This is a genomic window from Kitasatospora sp. NPDC056651, from assembly GCF_042792155.1.
In the GTDB taxonomy this organism is placed as follows: Bacteria; Actinomycetota; Actinomycetes; order Streptomycetales; family Streptomycetaceae; genus Kitasatospora.
Map to the genome: position 1 here is coordinate 33,876 of NZ_JBHTWX010000042.1, position 19,023 is coordinate 52,898.

Genomic DNA, 19,023 nt, shown 5'->3' on the forward strand with positions numbered 1-19,023 from the left:
TCCTCCCGGACGTCAGGTCCACCGTCACCCAGCGAGGAGCCCGCCATGCCCGAAGCCGTCATCGTCAGCGCCACCCGTTCGCCGATCGGCCGGGCGTTCAAGGGCTCCCTCAAGGACGTCCGCCCGGACGACCTGACCGCCCACGTCATCCAGGCCGCCCTGGCCAAGGTCCCGCAGCTCGACCCGCGCCGGATCGACGACCTGATGCTGGGCTGCGGCCTGCCCGGCGGCGAGCAGGGCCACAACCTGGCCCGCATCGTGGCCGTCCAGATGGGCATGGACTACCTGCCGGGCACCACCATCACCCGCTACTGCTCCTCCTCGCTCCAGACCACGCGGATGGCGCTGCACGCGATCAAGGCGGGCGAGGGCGACGTCTTCGTCTCGGCCGGGGTCGAGACCGTCTCGCGCAGCGTGAACGGCACTTCGGACGGCCTGCCGGGCACCATGAACCCGCTCTTCGACGAGGCCCAGGCCCGCACCAAGCAGCGCGCGGAGCAGGGTGGCGGCGCGTGGCACGACCCGCGCGAGGACGGGCTGCTGCCGGACGCCTACATCGCGATGGGCCAGACCGCCGAGAACCTGGCCGCGCTCAAGGGCATCACCCGCGCCGAGCAGGACGAGTTCGGCGTCCGCTCGCAGAACCTCGCCGAGGCCGCCATCAAGGCCGGCTTCTGGGAGCGCGAGATCACCCCGGTGACGCTCCCGGACGGCACCGTGGTCAGCACCGACGACGGCCCGCGCGCCGGCGTCACCCTGGAGGGCGTCGCCGGCCTGAAGCCGGTGTTCCGCCCCGACGGCACCGTTACCGCCGGTAACTGCTGTCCGCTGAACGACGGCGCCGCGGCGCTGGTCGTCATGTCCGACACCAAGGCCCGCGAACTCGGCATCACCCCGCTCGCCCGGGTGGTCTCCACCGGCGTCAGCGCGCTCTCCCCCGAGATCATGGGCTACGGCCCGGTCGAGGCCTCCAGGCAGGCGCTCCGGCGGGCCGGCCTGACCATCGACGACATCGACCTGGTCGAGATCAACGAGGCCTTCGCGGCCCAGGTGATCCCCTCCTACCGGGACCTCGGCGTCGACCTGGACAAGCTGAACGTCAACGGCGGCGCGATCGCGGTCGGCCACCCCTTCGGCATGACCGGCGCCCGGATCACCACCACTCTGATCAACTCCCTCCAGTGGCACGACAAGCAGTTCGGCCTGGAGACCATGTGCGTCGGCGGCGGCCAGGGCATGGCGATGGTCATCGAGCGCCTCAGCTGACCCTTCCGCGCCCCCCGAAGGGTCTGGACCACCCATTTGGAGTGACGCAGCGTAATTGAGGGCCGAATCACACCGCGAGGTCGATCCGGCCCTCTTTTCTTTCGTTTTCGGCCCGGAAATCGACACTGCGGAGCGGATCAACTCCACTGCGTAGAACGGTGTTACCTAACAATTTGGGGACAAGAGCGAAAGTCCCGGAGGAATTGGACATTCGCCACTGCGGTAACAGCCCAGGATGCGGCAGTGTGGACACGTAACCCCGTTCCGCTCCTCGCTAGGAGTACGTTCCGTGAGCGCCGTCTACACCATCCTGCTGCTGATCCTGATCACCGTGTCGACCGCCGTGCTGCTCCACCTCCGCGGACTCTCCCGCCGACTGGACGCGCAGGCCGCGGCCCGGACCGAGCCCGCCCCGATGGACGAGGCCGCGATACGCCGGGCCGTCACCGAGGCGCTCGCCGCCGACCGCGAGCGGGAGATCACCGAGGCCCGGGCGTTCTGGGCCGAGCAGGAGGCCCGGGCGGCCGAGGACGCACCGCTGCTCGACTCCCCGTTCACCGGCGCGCTCTCCGGAACCGACGAGTGGCCGCTCTTCTTCCCCCGCCCCACCGGCCCGCAGGACGCCGTCGACAACGCCGGGACGATGGACCCGGAGTTCGGCGAAGCGCTGCGCTCCGCACTGGAGGACCTGATCAACGAGGGCGGCACCGCCCCGGTCTCCCCGGCCGAACCGGGCGGCGAGGGCGGCGTGCCGCTGCGCCCCGGCCACCCGGTCGGCGAGGCCAAGGACGCCCGGGCCCGCCGCGAGGCCGACCTGCTCGCCACCGGCCTGGAGGCCGGGCTGCTCGACGCCGACCCGGCCGTCGAGGAGGCCCCTGCCGTCGAGGAGGCCCCGGTCGCCGCGCCCGACCCGCGCCGCCACCCCTCGCACCCCGACTTCGTCCCCAGCCAGGCGCCGTCCCGGGAGTGGACCGACAACCGGCTGGCCGCCCTCGCCGAGGAGGCCGTCGCCCTGATCGACGTCCGCCCGGGCCCGCTGGGCACCCTGGACGTGTATGCCTTCGCCGACGGCACCACCCTCTGCGTGGCCCCGGGCGACCGGGAGGCCGCCTACCGGCTGATCGACGCGGTCCGTGCCGGTGAGCACGTCCGACTGCTCGGCGGCTCGCGCTTCTCCGGCTCGTACTCGCTGACCTTCTCCACCGACGAGGAGGCCGTCTACGTGCTCGCCGACCGGGTGGTCGCCAGCATCTGACACCAGCTCACCGGATCACCGGATCACCAGCACGCAGCGCGCCGAAGGCCGGCCGGGTCACGGGGTTACCGACCCGGCCGGCCTTCGGCGTGTCCGCACGTGGCCGCGCGTGTGCGCGCCCGATCACGTCCGATCACGTCCGTGCGCGCCCGTTCGCGCCGCGGCACTCAGCCGCAGAGCGCCGCCGTCTCCCGGACCGCCGCCACCGCGTAGTCCGCCAACCCGGACGGCGTCAACGAAGTGTCCTCCAGGTCCACCAGCGCGCCCGCCGGCAGCGCCGCGATCGCGACCGCCAGATCGTGCCCGGCGACGGCCAGTTGGTCGCCGACCGCGAAGGCCCCGGCGTCCGGGAACTCCGCCCACGGCCCTTCCTCCAGCGCCATCGCCAGTACGGCCAGCCGACGGGCCAGCGCCAGCCCGGCCGCCGCCCGCGAGGCGTGCCCGGGGACGGCACCCAGCAGCTTGCTCTGCGGCAGTGAGCGGAAACGATCCGCCAGTTTGTCGACGGCTTCGGTCAGGGGCTCCACGTCATGCATGGACAGGAGCGTATGCGAAAGCCGCCGGGCCCCGGAGCGAGTGCTCCGGGGCCCGGCGGCAGTGGTTCACGGCGGGGACCGTCAGTCGTCGCCGCGCAGGATCGCGATCAGCCGCAGCATCTCCATGTAGATCCAGACCAGCGACAGGGTCAGCCCGAAGGCGGCCCGCCACGACTCGCGCTGCGGCGCGCCCTGGGCGATCGCCGTCTCGATCTCGTGGAAGTCCAGCGACAGGAAGAAGGCGCCCAGGCCGATGCCGATCAGGCCGACCACGATGCCCAGCGGGCCGGAGCGCAGCCCCATGTCCGCGCCGAAGGCCGACGCGACCAGGTTGACCAGCATCAGCAGCACGAAGCCCAGGGCGACCGCGATGCCGATCCGCTGGTAGCGCGCGGTGACCCGGATCCTGCCGCTCTTGTAGGCGAACAGCATCGCCGCGAAGACCGCCGCCGTGCCCAGCACGGCCTGGATCACGATGCCGTTCAGCATCGTGTTGAAGGCGTGCGAGACGGCGCCCATCGCGAAGCCCTGGAGGGCCGCGTAGGTGAGGATCAGCGGCGGGCTGACGCTGCGCTTGAAGGAGATCACCAGGCCGACGACCAGGGCCACCAGGCTGGCGCCGACCGCGTAGCCGTAGTTCTCGAACGGCAGCGTGAACCACGCCACCGCACCGGCCGCGACGAGCGTCAGCAGCGTCATGGCGGTGCGGGCGACCACGTCGTCCAGCGTCATCCGCCCGGTGGCCGCCGGGCCGGCCGCCGGCCCGTTGTACATCTGGTACAGCTGCTCGTCGGTGAGCGGGGCCTGGCCCTGCGGCTGCTGCGCGTAGGGCGTGCCCGCGTAGGGGTTCTGGCCGTAGGGGTTCTGACCGTACGGGCTCCCGGCCTGCGGGGAGGTACCGAACCCCGCGTAGCCGGCGTCGCGGGTGAAGGACCCCTCCCGCGAGAAGACCGGGTTGCTGCTTCTCATTGCTCATTCCCTCCGTGGCGGCACTGCACCGTCCATTGCACAAGGGTAATGGCTTGGCAAAAATTCCGGGATACGCCGCGAGGAGGATCCGGTGAACGGCGTCCGGCGGGGACGCCGTCGTGCGTCCCCGCCGGGAGATCGGTGCCCGGAGCCGGACTCGAACCGGCACGGCCTCGCGGCCAAGCAGTTTTAAGCTGCCCGTGTCTGCGTTCCACCATCCGGGCGTCTGCGAAACCACCCTGAGCCTAGTCGCCCGACTCACTCTTTCGCATGTTCCCTGCCCGGGAAGTTGTCATGTTTGCTTGCCATCTGACGAACTGTCCGAAATTTGGCCACGAAGGATGTCCGTTCCGGCCATCCGACCGCCTCAGGGTTCACGTCATACCGCAGGAGGATGGGTCCGTCCCCTCCGTACGCCCAGCGGTGGTAGGGCCAACCGTCCGGCGGAGCGACGCAGGACCATGATCACGTCGCGGACCATGGAGGTACAAGTCCGCGAGCCCAAGGAGCACCCCGTGACCACGCCGACCGCAACCGCCGTCCACACCGGCCTGGCGGCCGCCCGCGCCACCGGCCTGAACAAGGTCTACGGGGAGGGGGAGACCCGCGTCGTCGCCCTCGACAACGTCAGCGTCACCTTCCCCCAGGGCGAGTTCACCGCGATCATGGGCCCCTCCGGCTCCGGCAAGTCGACCCTCATGCACTGCATGGCCGGCCTCGACACCGTCACCTCCGGCTCCTCCACCATCGGCGACACCGAACTCGTCGGACTCAAGGACAAGCAGCTCACCCAGCTGCGCCGGGACCACATCGGCTTCATCTTCCAGGCCTTCAACCTGCTCCCGACGCTGACCGCCCTGGAGAACATCACCCTCCCCATGGACATAGCCGGCCGCAAGGCCGACAAGGCCTGGCTCGACCGCGTCGTCGACACCGTCGGCCTCTCCGGCCGCCTCAGCCACCGCCCCTCCCAGCTCTCCGGCGGCCAGCAGCAGCGCGTCGCCTGCGCCCGCGCCCTCGCCTCCAAGCCCGACATCGTCTTCGCCGACGAGCCCACCGGCAACCTCGACTCCCGCTCCGGCGCCGAGATCCTCTCCTTCCTGCGCAACTCCGTGCGCGAACTCGGCCAGACCGTCGTCATGGTCACCCACGACCCGGTCGCCGCCTCCTACGCCGACCGCGTCGTCTTCCTCGCCGACGGCCGCATCGTCGACGAACTCCACCAGCCCACCGCCGACACCGTCCTGGACCGCATGCGCCGCTTCGACGCCAAGGGCCGCACCAGCTGACACCCCCGCAGCCCGCCCACCGACCCTTCCCAGGACACCTCATGTATCGCACCGCACTGCGCAACGTGCTGGCCCACAAGGGCCGACTGCTGATGACGGCACTGGCCGTCATGCTCGGCACCGCCTTCGTGGCCGGCACCATGGTCTACTCCGACACCTTCGGCAAGGCCATGCGGGACAGCAACTCCAAGAGCTACTCGGACGTCGGCGTCCAGGTCGTGGACCGCGCGGCCGGCTCCAACGCCTCGGCCAAGCAGAAGAGCGAGGGCCGCTCCGCCACGCTCACCGACGCCACCGTCCAGCAGCTGGCCGCCCTGCCCGGCAGCGCCGGTGCCCGCGGCGTGGTCAGCGGCTTCACCGGGGTCGCCGACCGCAAGGGCGAACTGATCGGCCAGTTCTGGGCCGCCAAGGGCGCCAACTTCGCCCCGGGCCAGGACGGCAAGGACCCGCGTTACCCGATGGCCGAGGGCCAGGGCCCGAAGAACGCCAAGGAGGTCGCGCTCGACCGCAAGACCGCCGACAAGGCCGGCTACAAGGTCGGCGACACCGTCCGGGTCGCCGCCAACGGCCCCGTCATCGAGGCGAAGCTCACCGGCGTCTTCACCACCGACGACCCGGTGGTGAACACCGGCGGCACGCTCACCCTGTTCGACAGGGCCACCGCCCAGCAGACACTGCTGGAGCCCGGCCGCTACAGCAGCGTCGTGCTCACCGCCAAGCCCGGCACCAGCCAGGACGCGCTGCTCGCCCAGACCCGGCCCGTGGTGCCGTCCGGCCAGCAGTTCGACGTCGAGACCGGCGCCAAGCTCCAGGCGGACGAGCAGGCCGACATCAGCAAGAGCACCGGCAGCATGCGCACCATGCTCCTGGTCTTCGCCTTCATCGCGCTGTTCGTCGGCGTCTTCATCATCGCCAACACCTTCAGCATGCTGGTCGCCCAGCGCACCAGGGAACTGGCGCTGATGCGGGCGATCGGCGCCAGCCGCAAGCAGGTCACCCGGTCCGTCCTGGTCGAGGCCCTGTTGATCGGCGCCGTCTCCGCCGCGGCCGGCCTGCTGGCCGGCGTCGGGATCGGCGCCGGGATGCAGTCGCTGGTCAACAGCCTGAACGAGAACATGCCGAGCGCCTCGCTGGTCGTCAAGCCGCTGACGGTCCTGGTGACCCTGCTGGTCGGCGTCGTGGTGACGGTGCTGTCGGCCCTGCTGCCCGCCCTGCGCGCCTCCCGGATCGCCCCGGTGGCCGCGATGAGCAGCGGCGACCAGCCGGCCTCCCAGAAGGGCCTGGTGGTCCGCAACACGATCGGCTCGGTGCTCACCGCCGGCGGCCTGGCCCTGATCGGCTACGGCGCCGCCACCGGCGACGACCGCGGCCGGCTGCCGGTCGGCCTGGGCGCCTTCCTGGCCCTGATCGGCGTGTTCGTCCTGCTACCGCTGCTCTCCCGTCCGGTGGTCGCGCTGGTCGGCCCGCTGCTGCGCGGGCTCGGCGGCACCCCGGGCAAGCTCGCCCAGCAGAACGCGGTGCGCAACCCGCGCCGCACCGCGGCCACCGCCGCCGCGCTCACCATCGGCCTGACCCTCGTCACCGGCATCACCGTGATCGGCTCCTCGGTGACCGACACGGTCGACCGGGCCGTCACCAGTTCGATGAAGGCCGACTACGTCGTCTCGGCCGCCAACCACATGAGCCTGTCCGAGCAGGTGCCCGCACAGCTCGCCAAGGCCCCCGGGGTGACCGCCTCCTCGCCGCTGGTCTCCACCTACTGGGAGCTCAACGGCACCTCCGAGTCGATCACCGGCCTGAACCCGGACACCTTCGAGCAGCTCGCCGAGGTGAAGCTGACCAGCGGCTCCGCCGCCGCGCTCGGCAAGGGCCAGCTGCTGGTGGACCAGGACGTCGCCAAGAAGTTCGGCGTCTCCACCGGCTCGACGATGACCGTGACGTACCCGGACGACTCCACCGGGCAGCTCACCGTCGGCGGCGTGTACCGGACGGGCGGCATGCTCGGCCCGGTCGTGCTGGCCAACAGCGAGGTCGCCAAGCACGAGCCGAAGCCGTACGTCTCCGACGTCCTGGTCAGGGGCAAGGACGGCGCCACCGCCGCGTTCAAGCAGTCGCTCAAGGACGCCACCGGCGCCAACCCGGTGATCGAGGTGAAGTCCCGCCAGGAGGTCCGCGACGGCTTCAGCCAGACCATCACCTTCGCGCTGAACCTGATGTACGGCCTGCTGGGGATGGCGGTCCTGATCGCGATCCTGGGCGTGGTCAACACGCTGGCGATGTCGGTGTTCGAGCGCAAGCGCGAGATCGGGATGCTGCGGGCGATCGGCCTGGACCGCGGGGGCATCAAGCGGATGGTCCGTCTGGAGTCCGTGGTGATCTCGCTGTTCGGTGCCGGCGTCGGCCTGCTGCTCGGCTGCTTCATCGCCTGGGCGGTCAACGGCACCCTGAAGTCCACCCTCGCCGGCCTGACCACGGTCGTGCCGTTCGGCCAGCTGGCGCTGTTCCTGGCGCTGGCCGGGGTGGTCGGCCTGGTGGCCGCGATCTGGCCGGCCCGCCGGGCCTCCAAGCTGGACATCCTGTCGAGCATCAAGACCGACTGACCGCTCGCCGGAACGGTCGCCGGAACGGTCGCCGGAACGGTCGCCGGAACGGTCGCCGGAACGAGGAAGGTCCCCCGCCGGGATTCCGGCGGGGGACCTTCCCACTTCTGTACTCCGCCCGGTCGCACGGCCGGCTGAGCACCACGGAGGTCGTGGTCCGGCAACGCTGCCGGGCGGAGAGCCTCCGACTCATACCCCGGTGCTCCCACACCGGGGTCTCAGTCGCTTACTTGCTGGCGAGTTCCTTGTCGGCGGCCGGCTTGGCGGCCTCGACGGGCTTGGTCGGCGGAGTGACCTCCTGGATCGGCAGCTGCGGCTTCTCCATCTGGGCGAGGCCGACCATCTCGCGCTTGAGGAACATCGCGAGCGTCCAGTCGGTGAAGACGCGGACCTTGCGGTTGAAGGTCGGCACCATCGCACCGTGGTACAGGCGGTGGAACCACCAGGCCGGACGGCCCTTCAGCTTGTACTTGCCGAAGAGGATCGCCACGCCCTTGTGCAGGCCGAGACCGGCGACCGCACCCAGGTTCTTGTGCTTGTACTCCTTCTGCGGGAAGCCCCGCATGCCGGAGATCACGTTGTCACCGAGGACGACGGCCTGACGGCTGGCGTGCTGGGCGTTCGGCGGGCACCAGGCGCCCTCGCCCGCGGCGAGGTCCGGCACCTGGGCGTTGTCGCCGGCGGACCAGACGTAGTCGAAGCCCTGGACCTGGAGGGTCGGCGCGGTGTCGACGTGGCCGCGCGGGCCCAGCGGCAGGCCGAAGTTGGCCAGCACCGGGTTCGGCTTCACGCCGGCCGTCCACACGATGGTGGAGGCGTCCATCTCCATGCCGTTCTTCAGCATGACGTGGCCGTCGACGCAGGAGTCCATCGAGGTCTCGATGTAGACCTCGATCTTGCGCTCCTCCAGCCGCTCCTTGGTCCACAGACCGAGGTCCGGGCCCATCTCGGGGAGGATGCGGTTGGCCGCCTCGACGACGACGAAGCGCATGTCGTCGCGGCTGACGGTCTTGTACAGCTTGGCCGCGTCGCGGGCCATGTCCTCGATCTCGGCGACGGTCTCGATGCCGGCGAAGCCGCCACCGATCACCACGAAGGTCAGCGCCTTGCGGCGGATGTCCTCGTCCGTGGTGGACTCGGCCTTGTCGAGCTGGGCCATGACGTGGTTGCGGAGGCCGATGGCCTCCTCGACCGTCTTCATGCCGAGGCCGTTCTCCGCCAGACCCGGGATCGGGAAGGTGCGGGAGACCGAGCCGGTCGCGACGACCAGGTACTCGAAGGGCAGCTCGTAGCTGTCACCGGCCGCGGGCTGGATGGTGGCAACCTTGCGGGCGTGGTCGATGCCGGTGACGGACCCGGTCAGCACCTCCGCCTTCTTCAGGGTGCTGCGCAGCGGCGCGATGAGGTTGCGAGGCGCGACACTGCCGCCGGCCGCCTCGGGGAGGAAGGGCAGGTACGTCATGTACGACCGCGGGTCGACGACCGTGACGGTCGCTTCGCCGTAACGCATCTTCTTGAGGATGCGCATCGCGGCATACAGGCCGACGTAACCACCGCCGACAATGAGGATGCGAGGACGCTCCGTGGTGCTCATATCCGAAAGTATCCAGTACCGTCCGGAGCAGCCTTCGTGAGCCCGGTCACAAGTCGGTGGACCCCCCGTGCTACACTGCGCGGCCACAAAAACGGGCCCGGCGCGGGGGTCGACACCCCGGGGTGGCACCGCGCGAACACGCGCCGGAGCACCACCGGCCTGAGCAGCAACGATCCGCACAGCGCCCGGGTTCCCGCGCGTGATTTCGAATTTCAAACCTCATGCGCGCCCTGACCTGCGATCCCATGGGCGATCGACCCGACGGGCCTTCGGTCCCACATTTCGGACGTAGCGGGCGAGTCAATGCGCCGAATGACCCCATCGCCATGTGAAGAAATTCACGAACTTTCCCGCACGGCCCGGGTGCGCCCCGGCCCCGGCCCCTCGAAAGGGGTGCCGGGGCCGGTCCGGGTAAGCCCTGAACGGGGTCAGGAGGCGATACCCCAGGCGATGCCGTCGAGGATGTCGTGCTCGCTCACGACCAGCTCGGCGGCGCCGGTGCGCTCCATGATCTCCAGCAGTTCCAGCGCCCCGGCCGCGATCACGTCCACCCGGCCCGGGTGCATCGACGGGATGGCCGCCCGCTCGGCGTGGGTGGCGGCCAGCAGCTCGCGGGCGATCCCGGCGATCCGCTCCCGGCTGACCCGCGAGTGGTGGATCGCCGCCGAGTCGTAGCCGGGCAGGCCCTGGGCGATCGCCGACACCGTGGTGACCGTCCCGGCCAGACCCACCAGGGTGGCCGCGCCGGTCAGCGGGACGACCTCCTCGACCCGGTCCAGCTCGGCGCGCACGTGCGCCCGGGCGGCCGCGACCTGCTCCTCGGAAGGCAGCTCGGCGTCACCGAAGTAGCGCTCGGTGAGCCGCACGCAGCCGATGTTCACCGAGCGGGCCGCCCGCACGTCGTCCGTGCCGAGCACGAACTCCGTGGAGCCGCCGCCGAGGTCGAACACCAGGTACGGGCCGGGGAACCGATCCTCCGTCAACTCCCTGGTGGCGCCCACGAAGGACAGGTGCGCCTCCTCCTCGCCGCTCACCACCTCGGGCTCGACGCCCAGCACGTCCCGCACGCCCTTGACGTACTCGTCGCTGTTCTCGGCGTCCCGGGAGGCACTGGTGGCCACGAAGCGGACCCGCTCGGGGCCGACGCCGAAACCGGAGATGATCTCCTGGTACTCCCGGCAGGCCGCGAAGGTGCGGGCCAGCGCGTCCGGGTGCAGCCGGCCGGTCTGGTCCACGCCCTGGCCCAGCCGGTTGACGATCATCCGGCGGTCGAGGTCGGTGATCTCCCCGGTCTCCGGGTCGAGATCGGCGACCAGCAGGCGGATCGAGTTGGTGCCGCAGTCGATCGCGGCCACGCGGGTCGTGCTCACTCGGACTCCCGCCCCGCCGCCTCCGCCGCGGACTCCTCGGCGGACTCGTCGGTGGACTCCTCGGTGGCGAGCTTCTTCGCGGCGCGCTCGGCGGTCTTCTGCGCCTTCGCGGCGATCACCGCCTCGTGGTCCTGCTCCTTGGCGCGGTTGCGGGCGACCCGCCCACCGGCGGCCTCGACCTCGGCCGGGGAGACGCACGGACCCTTGGCCCACCAGTCCTCCAGCATGCCGATCGCCTCGTCGCCGAGCGGGTTGACGCCCTCGCCGGCCGCCAGCGAGTGGCCGACCAGCACGTGCAGGCACTTCACCCGGTCCGGCATGCCGCCGGCGCTCGGGAAGCCCTCCAGCACCTCGATCGCGTCGCGCCGGGCGATGTAGTCCTCGTGCGCCTTCTGGTAGGCCGCGGCCAGCTCCGGGTCCTCGGCGATCCGGGCGGTCTGCTCCTTCATCACGCCCTCCGCCTCCAGGGTGCCGATCAGCGAGGCGGCCTTGGGGCAGGTCAAGTAGTAGAGCGTGGGGAACGGCGTGCCGTCCGGGAGCCGGGGAGCCGTCTCCACGACGTCCGGATTGCCGCAGGGGCAGCGGTGCGCCACGCCGCGCAGGCCGCGCGGCACCCGGCCGAGCTGGGCGGCGATGGCCGCGACGTCGGCGTCGGAGACGGTGGGGTGGTTCTCAGTGGTCATGGGGGGAGGTGTCTCCAACGGAGGACGGTGGGAGCGGAAGGGGGTTGGCGGGGGCCGCCGCGACGGTGTCGGCGGCGTCCACCGAGTCCCAGATGCTGGTGTACCAGGGCTTGGCGGCCTTCGCCGAACCGCCGGAAGCGGCGGGGGTGGCGGGCACGGAGGGCCGGGCGGCCTGGCCGGCCGGGTCCACCGCGATGTACGGGGTCTCCCCCGGCACCGCGTAGTGCAGCCGGGCGCGGGCCTGCGCCTTGACGTACTCCGGGTCCTGCCAGCGGGCCTTCTCCCGGCGCAGCTGCTCGACCTGCTGACGCGCGTGGTCGGCCTTCGCCCGCTGGGCGGAGATCTCGGCGCGCTGGGAGATGAACTGCCGCGTCGGGTAGGCGAGGATCGCCACCAGCGAGCAGAGCACCAGGACGAGGACGGTCGCCCGGCTCGTGAACCGGGGCCGGGCCGCCAAGCCCGGGATCCTCCAGCCAGCCATCTCCCGTATCCCCTCCTGGTCGCGACGGTGCCCCGCCGTCCACCCTACGGGGTGAACGGCGGGGCACCGGTCAGGCGTGCGCTACCGGGAGCGCGCGGCCCTCGTACGTGCTTGTCGCCCGGCGGAGCGACCGTGCTCGTCACTCCGCGGCGCGACCGTGCTCGTTACTCCGCGGCGCGACCGTGCTTGTTACTCCGCAGCGCGGAAGCGCGGGAAGGCGCCACGGCCGGCGTACTCGGCGGCGTCGTCGAGGATCTCCTCGATGCGCAGCAGCTGGTTGTACTTGGCGACGCGCTCGGAGCGGGCCGGGGCACCGGTCTTGATCTGGCCGCAGTTGGTGGCGACGGCCAGGTCGGCGATGGTGACGTCCTCGGTCTCGCCGGAGCGGTGCGACATCATGCAGCGGTAGCCGTTGCGCTGGGCCAGCTCGACGGCGTCCAGGGTCTCGGTCAGCGAGCCGATCTGGTTCACCTTCACCAGCAGCGCGTTGGCGGTGCCGGTCTCGATGCCGCGGGCCAGACGGGCCGGGTTGGTGACGAACAGGTCGTCGCCGACCAGCTGGACCTTGTCGCCCAGCTTGACGGTCATGGCCTTCCAGCCGTCCCAGTCCGACTCGTCCAGCGGGTCCTCGATGGAGACCAGCGGGTAGGCGGCGACCAGCTCGGCGTAGTACTCGATGAGCTCGGTGGAGGTGAGCGCCTTGCCCTCGAACTGGTAGGCACCGTCCTCGTAGAACTCGGAGGAGGCGACGTCCAGGGCCAGCGCGACGTCACGGCCGGGCACGTAGCCGGCCTTCTGGATGGCCTCGACGATCAGGTCCAGGGCCTCGCGGTTGCTGTCCAGGTTCGGCGCGAAGCCGCCCTCGTCGCCGAGGCCGGTGGACAGGCCGCGCTCCTTCAGCACGCCCTTGAGGGTGTGGTAGACCTCGACGCCCCAGCGGACGGCCTCGGAGAAGGACTCCGCGCCGATCGGAGCGATCATGAACTCCTGGATGTCGACGTTGGAGTCCGCGTGCGATCCGCCGTTGAGGATGTTCATCATCGGGACCGGCAGGACGTGGGCGTTCGGGCCGCCCAGGTAGCGGAACAGCGGCAGGTCGCTGGCCTCGGAGGCGGCGTGCGCGACGGCCAGCGAGACGCCCAGGATGGCGTTGGCGCCGAGCGAGGACTTGTCCGGGGTGGCGTCCAGGTCCAGCATGGCCTGGTCGATCAGCCGCTGCTCGGTGGCGTCGTAGCCGACCAGCTCCGGGCCGATCTGCTCGATGACGGCCAGCACGGCCTTCTCGACGCCCTTGCCGAAGTAGCGGTTCTTGTCGCCGTCACGCAGCTCCAGGGCCTCGAAGGCGCCGGTGGAAGCACCCGACGGGACAGCGGCACGACCCGTGCTGCCGTCGTCGAGGCCGACCTCGACCTCGACCGTGGGGTTGCCGCGCGAGTCGAGGATTTCACGGGCTACGACGACATCGATGGACGGCACGAGGCATCTCCTTGCGGAAGCAGGGTCCGGTCTGACGGGGTGCAGTCAGCAGGACGATTACGGAGTCGTTACGACCAGAGCCTAACCGCCCGGGCTCCCGGGACCACCTCGGCCTCGGTTCCGTCTCAGCGTGTGGCCCCGCTACCCACCGGTAGTTCACCTGCTTGTCCCAGCTTGTCCCCCTGGGGCGGGCGAATGCGGACGAAGGGGACCGGTAGGACCGGTCCCCTTCGTCCGTGGGTCGGAACACGCGTCGCCGGGCGTGGCGGCTCGACGTCGGACCGGGCGCGAAGGGCGCGACGGGCCGAGGAGCCGACCGGCGCGACGGGCCGACGGCCCGACACCGGCTCAGCCGAGGTGCAGCACCTGGCCGGGCATGATCAGGTTCGGGTCGCCGCCGACGGTGGCGTGGTTCTGGTCGTACAGCGCGTGCCAGCCGCCGGACACGCCCTGGGCGGCGGCGATGGTCGACAGGGTGTCACCGGCGCGGACGGTGTAGTCGTGGCCGGTGGCCCGCGGAGCCGACTGCACGGCCGCCTGCGGGGCGTACTGCGGCTGGGCGGCGGCCTGGCCGGCGTACTGCTGGTAGACGCTCTGGTGGCTGGTCCAGTACCAGGCACCGTTGTTCTGGTACCAGTACACCTTGGCGTCGGCGTCCCAGCCGGCCTTGCCGGAGAAGCCCGGGGTCTGCTGGACCTGCTGCTGCGGGGCGGCCTGCTGGACCGGCTTGGCGGCGGGCTTCTGAGCCGGCTTCGGGGCCTGCTGCTGAGCCGGCTTCTCGGCCGGCTTGGCGGCGGGCTTCGGGGCCTGCGGCTTGGGGGCGGTCTGGGTCTTGCTGCCCGAGGAGGTGTCGACGGAGGCCGGGGAGCCGCCCTTGGTCAGACCCGCCTTCTTGGAGCAGACCGGCCAGGCGCCCGGGCCCTGCGAGGCGAGGACCTTCTCGGCGACCGCGATCTGCTGGCCCTTGCTGGCCTGGTTGGCCTGCGAGGCGTAGGCGGTGCCGCCGTAGGCCTTCCAGGTGCTGGAGGTGAACTGGAGGCCACCGTAGAAGCCGTTGCCGGTGTTGATGCTCCAGTTGCCACCGCTCTCGCACTGGGCGACGGCGTCCCAGGTGGAGACCGGGGCGGCGGAGGCGCCGGTGGCGGTGAGGAGCGGCATCGCGAGTCCGACGCCGGCCACACCGGCGACGGCGATGGCCTTCTCGGCCTGGGTGCGACGACGGTGACGGCCAGTTCCAACGAACAGCATGAAGAGGTCCCTCTCCGCACGCCTGCGAGGTGAGCTGTCGGGTTCGGACCGGGAGGTGGCCCGGCCGCCGTATGCGGAAACGATTCCGCTCGGGCGGCTTCACCCCAAGCCGTGGGGACGGCAACAAACCTGGTTCCCCCGCCCCTGCCCAGGGTTCTGGTCGGTTTCCCGTGGCACGGCGGGCAGGATTCGGCGTTCCGTGCTCGGGGTCCGCAGCTGCGAACCCCAGGAGAGTAGACAGATCTTCAGACCAATCACAAGCTCATATCGCAGATATCACACCAGCATTACGGCGCGTGCCCATTCGCCTACCGACTGCGGTGTTATGTCCGGATTGATGAGTGTTCATACCCCGCCCGGGAGTTGAGTCACGACGCCCCGTCAGCGTGACCTCACCTCACCTCGGTCACGGCGGGACCGCGCGGAACGGTGCGGGGCGGGGCGTGCGGCGATCGACTCTCCGGGCTGAATTCCACCGGCAGTTCGCGCAGCCCGCGCATGATCAGCCCGCCGCGCCAGCGCAGATTCTCCGGGCTTTCCGCGAGCCGCAGATCGGGCAGCCGGGAAAGCAGCGTGGCCAGCGCGGCACGCCCCTCCAGCCGGGCCAGCGGAGCGCCGATGCAGTAGTGGATCCCGTGCCCGAAACCCAGGTGCGGGTTGTCCGTCCGGGCCAGGTCGAGGGTGTTCTCGTCCGCGAACCGGGCCGGGTCGCGGTCCGCCGCGGCCAGCACCACCAGCACCGGGTCACCGACCGGGATGTCCACTCCGCCGATGGTCAGCGGACGGGTCGCGAACCGCCAGGTCGCCAGCTCCACCGGCCCGTCGTAGCGCAGGAGTTCCTCGATCCCGGTCTCCAGCAGCCCGCTCTCCCCGCGCGCCACCGACTCCTGCAGCAGCCGGCGCTGCTCCGGATTGCGCAGCAGGGCGTAGGTGCCGTTGCCGATCAGGTTGACGGTGGTCTCGAAGCCCGCGAACAGGAGGATGAAGGCCATCGCCGCGGCCTCGTTCTCGCTCAGGTGCTCGCCGTGGTCGCCGGCCCGGATCAGACCCGAGATCAGGTCGTCGCCGAGGTCCGCGCGCTTGCGGTGGATCAGCTCCAGCAGGTACGCCCGCATCCGCCTCACCGCCCGCCCCACACCGCCGCGTTGGCCGCCGCCCTGCCCCGGCTTCGTGTGTCGCAGCATCATCCCGGCCCAGTCGCGGAAGTCGTCCTGGTCCTCGGCGGGCACCCCCAGCATGTCGCAGATCGCGTAGATGGGGAGCGGGAAGGCGAACTCGTGGATCAGGTCCGCCGAGCCGCGCTGGGCGAAGCCGTCGATCAGCCGGTCGGTGAGCTGCTGCACCCGCGGCTCGAACTCGGCCACCCGGCGCGGGGTGAACGCCTTCGACACCAGTCGGCGCAGCCGGGTGTGGTCCGGCGGGTCGATGTTCAGCAGGTGGGTCATCAGGTCCGCCTGCCGCTCCCCCGGGATGCCCACCCGGCCGGTGCGGTGCGCCTGCTCGCTGTGGTGCGCCGGGTTCTTCGACAACCGGCTGTCCGCCAGCGCCTGCCGGGCGTCCGCGTACCGCGTCACCAGCCAGGCCTCGACACCGCTCGGCAGCGTGGTGCGGTGCACCGGGGCGTGCTCGCGCAGCCAGGCGTAAGCGGGGTACGGGTCGGCGGCGAACTCCCAGGTGAACAGCTGCGGAGCGGGGGCGTCCGGCGCCGTGTCGGACGCGACGCCGGACGGCGCGTCGGACGGCGCGTCGGACGGCGGGGTGGACGGCGTGGTGGACGGCGTGGTGGACGGCGTGGTGGCGGGCCGGGCGGGGTCGGGCTGAGCTGGCATGGACCGACCGTATCCGGTACGGCGGACGCACCCCCGCTCCGGCGGGCCGCCGCTCCTCGCCGCCGGTTCGCGTCCGGCGCGCCAACTCTCCGTGGACGGCCCGTGGCCCGGCCGTTGACGGGCCATGGACAGTCCGTGGACGCTCCGTGGACGGCTCTTGGACAGCTCTTGGACGGAGAGCGGGCGTGAGCCTGGTCACCTGAGGGGTAATCCCTGTTGCGGAGGGTCAGGACCTGCCTACGATCCTCCGCAGTACGCGTGGGCGCCGGTGCGGTGTCGCCCACAGGGAGGAGCAGGCCATGCGGCTCAGCGGATCAGTCGTCGTCATCGCGGTCCTCGACGGCGGGTCGGGCGCGGGCCTCGCCCGCCGGTTCGCCGCGGCCGGTGCCGCCGGAATGCTCATCGCCGACCAGCACGTCGGCATCGCCGAGGACCTCGCCGCCGAACTCGACCGGCCGGGCTGCCCGGTCGTCGGCGTCTGCGGCGACATCCGCCGCCCCAGCGACGTCGCCGCCCTCGTGGACACCGCCGAGAAGCACCTCGGACCGATCGACCTGTTCGCGGTGGCCGGCCCGGACGGCGAGCGGGTCATCTCGCTGGCCGACCTGCCCGCCCACCTCGACCTGGAGCGCCTCGCCGAACTCGTCGTCCTCGTCGGCGAGGCCATCGGCGAGCTCGTCCCGCCGCAGCGGCACCCGGAGAGCGCCGCCACGGCGGCCTGAGCCCGCCCCGTCACTCCGCTCCGAGGCCCTCGGCCGCGCGCACCGCGTCCCGGTAACCGCGCGCCGCCGACCGCAGCGCGGCGTCCACGTCCACCCCGGCGGCGCCCGCCCGCTGCACCACCGCGAGCAGCAGCCGGCCCGTCGAGTCCGCCGTCAGCTCGGCGGGCAGCTCGTACGCCTCGTCCGGCACCCCGGTGAAGTCCGCCCGGCGCACCCGGGACACCAGCTTCGCCGCGTACGCCAGCGAGGGCAGCCCCGCCGGCACGCCGTCCAGCACCGACTCCCGGTCCGCCTTCTCGGCCGCCTTCAACTGCTCCCAGTTGGCCTCCACCTCGGTGGCGCCCTCGACCTCCACGTTCCCGAACACGTGCGGGTGCCGGTACATCAGCTTCTCGACGATGTCCCCCGCCACGTCGTCGACGGTGAACGGCTCGGTCGGGTGCTCCTCGGCGATCCGGGAGTGGAAGAACACCTGGAGCAGGACGTCGCCCAGCTCCTCGCGCAGCGTCGCCCGGTCCCCCTCCTCGATCGCCTCGACCAGCTCGTACGCCTCCTCGACCAGGTACTTCACCAGGCTCTCGTGCGTCTGCTCGGCGTCCCAGGGGCAGCCGCCCGGGGAACGCAGCCGGTCCATCACCGTCACCAGGTCCAGCAGCCGCGCGCCCGGCAGGTCGTACGAGCCGGGCAGCACCTCGATCTCCGGCACCTCACCGGCGTGCTCCACCGCGAGCCGCGCCAGCGCGTCGGTCAGCCCCGGGTCCCCGTCCGGGCTGCCCAGCCACACCGTCGGCCCGCCCCCGGCGGACTGCCCGGTCAGCAGCCGCGCCAACGCCGGCGCCGACCCGGCCGACACCGCCTCCACCACCACCCCGGCCTGCCGCACCGCCGCCACCTGCGGATGCCCCTCGTCCCCCACCAGCACCCGCCCCGCCGACCGCAACGCCTCCCACGCCGGCCACGCCAGCAGTCCGGGAGCCACCCGGTGGGTGGTGGTCAGCAGGATCAACTTCGCGCCCGGAACGTCCGTCGGCACAGCATTCGTCGTCACGCCCCCGAACCTACCCCGGAGCCCCCACCGGCCCCGGCAGCACCGGGGCGGCGCGGGGGCAGGGGCGGGGGACGCCACACCCCCCCCAGGACTCGGCCCGGCCGGCCCACGCCAGAAGTCGACCCCACCGACTTCCCGTGATCCTCAGACACGACGGCACCCCACCCACCTCGGGAAACCGGCCCGATCGCCCCCCGATCCGGGACGGCAGCGACCCGACCGACGCCAGAAGTCGACCCCACCGACTTCCTACGCACCCCGGCTGATGAGGTCGCCCCGCGCTGCCCCGAGAAGGCGGCCTGCCCACTCCCCCGTCCGGGATGTACCCGCCCCTGTCCGGACACAGGCAGGGGCGGGTGCCGGGCCGTGAAGAGCAGCCCGCAGGGCGGCCGGTGGCACCCCAGGCGTGCGAACGCCCAAAGGGAGCTGGAACCGCTGAGCAGCGGGCTGGCACTGGTATGACACCGATGCCGCAGGCACACGCACAGTGCCGCAGGCACAGCGAGCCGCAGGCACACGCACAGTGCCGCAGGCACACGCACAGTGCCGCAGGCACAGCGAGCCGCAGGCACACGCACAGTGCCGCAGGCACAGCGAGCCGCAGGCACACGCACAGTGCCGCAGGCACAGCGAGCCGCAGGCACACGCACAGTGCCG

Annotated in this window: 14 protein-coding genes, 1 tRNA gene, 1 pseudogene and 1 riboswitch; of the genes and pseudogenes, 5 read left to right on the forward strand and 11 right to left on the reverse strand. The window is 71.6% G+C overall.

The window, feature by feature from the left end; all coding sequences use genetic code 11:
• Positions 1-45 precede the first annotated feature (45 nt).
• Both ACFRAR_RS18345 and ACFRAR_RS18350 read left to right on the forward strand, forming a co-directional pair.
• Positions 46-1,266, forward strand: coding sequence for an acetyl-CoA C-acetyltransferase (locus ACFRAR_RS18345; RefSeq protein WP_380699114.1), 1,221 nt, complete (start codon positions 46-48; stop codon positions 1,264-1,266).
• Between the two features lie 289 nt (positions 1,267-1,555).
• A complete protein-coding gene (locus tag ACFRAR_RS18350; RefSeq protein WP_380699115.1) occupies positions 1,556-2,521 on the forward strand; it encodes a hypothetical protein in 966 nt (321 codons plus the stop codon).
• Positions 2,522-2,688: 167 nt separating this feature from the next.
• On the opposite strand, the gene ACFRAR_RS18355 is transcribed toward ACFRAR_RS18350, so the two are convergent.
• The 3 genes from ACFRAR_RS18355 to ACFRAR_RS18365 all read right to left on the reverse strand — a co-directional run bounded on the left by ACFRAR_RS18355 (position 2,689) and on the right by ACFRAR_RS18365 (position 4,250).
• Positions 2,689-3,057, reverse strand: a complete 369-nt coding sequence (locus tag ACFRAR_RS18355) for a hypothetical protein (protein WP_380699116.1) — start codon at positions 3,055-3,057, stop codon at positions 2,689-2,691.
• A gap of 81 nt (positions 3,058-3,138) precedes the next feature.
• Positions 3,139-4,026: a Bax inhibitor-1/YccA family protein gene (locus tag ACFRAR_RS18360; RefSeq protein WP_380699117.1), complete on the reverse strand. Its 888-nt coding sequence runs from the start codon at positions 4,024-4,026 to the stop codon at positions 3,139-3,141.
• Positions 4,027-4,168: 142 nt separating this feature from the next.
• Positions 4,169-4,250: transfer RNA gene (locus tag ACFRAR_RS18365), tRNA-Leu, on the reverse strand.
• A gap of 255 nt (positions 4,251-4,505) precedes the next feature.
• On the opposite strand from ACFRAR_RS18365, the gene ACFRAR_RS18370 reads away from it, so the two are divergent.
• Both ACFRAR_RS18370 and ACFRAR_RS18375 read left to right on the forward strand, forming a co-directional pair.
• Positions 4,506-5,315: an ABC transporter ATP-binding protein gene (locus ACFRAR_RS18370; protein ID WP_380699118.1), complete on the forward strand. Its 810-nt coding sequence runs from the start codon at positions 4,506-4,508 to the stop codon at positions 5,313-5,315.
• 41 nt (positions 5,316-5,356) lie between these two features.
• Positions 5,357-7,915 (forward strand): ABC transporter permease, encoded by a 2,559-nt coding sequence (locus ACFRAR_RS18375; RefSeq protein WP_380699119.1) that lies wholly within the window; start codon positions 5,357-5,359, stop codon positions 7,913-7,915.
• A 226-nt stretch (positions 7,916-8,141) separates the two neighbouring features.
• Here ACFRAR_RS18375 and ACFRAR_RS18380 read toward each other — a convergent pair whose 3' ends face one another.
• From ACFRAR_RS18380 to ACFRAR_RS18410, 7 genes and pseudogenes are all read right to left on the reverse strand, one after another.
• Positions 8,142-9,509, reverse strand: coding sequence for an NAD(P)/FAD-dependent oxidoreductase (locus ACFRAR_RS18380; RefSeq protein WP_380699120.1), 1,368 nt, complete (start codon positions 9,507-9,509; stop codon positions 8,142-8,144).
• A gap of 428 nt (positions 9,510-9,937) precedes the next feature.
• Positions 9,938-10,879 (reverse strand): exopolyphosphatase, encoded by a 942-nt coding sequence (locus tag ACFRAR_RS18385; RefSeq protein WP_380699121.1) that lies wholly within the window; start codon positions 10,877-10,879, stop codon positions 9,938-9,940.
• Positions 10,880-11,052: 173 nt separating this feature from the next.
• Positions 11,053-11,580 (reverse strand): annotated as a pseudogene (locus tag ACFRAR_RS18390) (DUF501 domain-containing protein); the annotation flags it as partial.
• Positions 11,552-12,043, reverse strand: coding sequence for a septum formation initiator family protein (locus ACFRAR_RS18395; RefSeq protein ID WP_380699122.1), 492 nt, complete (start codon positions 12,041-12,043; stop codon positions 11,552-11,554). The pseudogene ACFRAR_RS18390 and the gene ACFRAR_RS18395, both read right to left, overlap by 29 nt.
• A 189-nt stretch (positions 12,044-12,232) precedes the next feature.
• Positions 12,233-13,519 carry a phosphopyruvate hydratase gene (gene eno, locus ACFRAR_RS18400; protein WP_380699123.1) on the reverse strand — a complete coding sequence of 429 codons (1,287 nt, stop codon included), beginning with the start codon at positions 13,517-13,519 and terminating at the stop codon, positions 12,233-12,235.
• 348 nt (positions 13,520-13,867) lie between these two features.
• On the reverse strand, positions 13,868-14,767 hold the full coding sequence (locus ACFRAR_RS18405; RefSeq protein ID WP_380699124.1) for a transglycosylase family protein: 900 nt from the start codon (positions 14,765-14,767) through the stop codon (positions 13,868-13,870).
• Between the two features lie 5 nt (positions 14,768-14,772).
• Positions 14,773-14,939, reverse strand: a riboswitch (cyclic di-AMP (ydaO/yuaA leader).
• 220 nt (positions 14,940-15,159) lie between these two features.
• Positions 15,160-16,596 carry a cytochrome P450 gene (locus tag ACFRAR_RS18410; RefSeq protein ID WP_380699125.1) on the reverse strand — a complete coding sequence of 479 codons (1,437 nt, stop codon included), beginning with the start codon at positions 16,594-16,596 and terminating at the stop codon, positions 15,160-15,162.
• A 299-nt stretch (positions 16,597-16,895) separates the two neighbouring features.
• On the opposite strand from ACFRAR_RS18410, the gene ACFRAR_RS18415 reads away from it, so the two are divergent.
• Positions 16,896-17,318, forward strand: coding sequence for an SDR family NAD(P)-dependent oxidoreductase (locus tag ACFRAR_RS18415; RefSeq protein WP_380699126.1), 423 nt, complete (start codon positions 16,896-16,898; stop codon positions 17,316-17,318).
• 10 nt (positions 17,319-17,328) lie between these two features.
• Here the strand turns inward: ACFRAR_RS18415 and ACFRAR_RS18420 are convergent, their stop codons facing one another.
• Positions 17,329-18,366 (reverse strand): MazG family protein, encoded by a 1,038-nt coding sequence (locus ACFRAR_RS18420; protein WP_380699127.1) that lies wholly within the window; start codon positions 18,364-18,366, stop codon positions 17,329-17,331.
• Positions 18,367-19,023: the final 657 nt, after the last annotated feature.

Coding starts and splice junctions, on each gene's coding strand:
- ACFRAR_RS18345 (WP_380699114.1), top strand. CDS start 46: ATGCCCGAAGCCGTCATCGTCAGCGCCACCCGTTCGCCGATCGGCCGG.
- ACFRAR_RS18355 (WP_380699116.1), bottom strand. CDS start 3,057: ATGCATGACGTGGAGCCCCTGACCGAAGCCGTCGACAAACTGGCGGAT.
- ACFRAR_RS18360 (WP_380699117.1), bottom strand. CDS start 4,026: ATGAGAAGCAGCAACCCGGTCTTCTCGCGGGAGGGGTCCTTCACCCGC.
- ACFRAR_RS18370 (WP_380699118.1), top strand. CDS start 4,506: ATGGAGGTACAAGTCCGCGAGCCCAAGGAGCACCCCGTGACCACGCCG.
- ACFRAR_RS18375 (WP_380699119.1), top strand. CDS start 5,357: ATGTATCGCACCGCACTGCGCAACGTGCTGGCCCACAAGGGCCGACTG.
- ACFRAR_RS18380 (WP_380699120.1), bottom strand. CDS start 9,509: ATGAGCACCACGGAGCGTCCTCGCATCCTCATTGTCGGCGGTGGTTAC.
- ACFRAR_RS18395 (WP_380699122.1), bottom strand. CDS start 12,043: ATGGCTGGCTGGAGGATCCCGGGCTTGGCGGCCCGGCCCCGGTTCACG.
- ACFRAR_RS18405 (WP_380699124.1), bottom strand. CDS start 14,767: ATGCTGTTCGTTGGAACTGGCCGTCACCGTCGTCGCACCCAGGCCGAG.
- ACFRAR_RS18410 (WP_380699125.1), bottom strand. CDS start 16,596: ATGCCAGCTCAGCCCGACCCCGCCCGGCCCGCCACCACGCCGTCCACC.
- ACFRAR_RS18415 (WP_380699126.1), top strand. CDS start 16,896: ATGCGGCTCAGCGGATCAGTCGTCGTCATCGCGGTCCTCGACGGCGGG.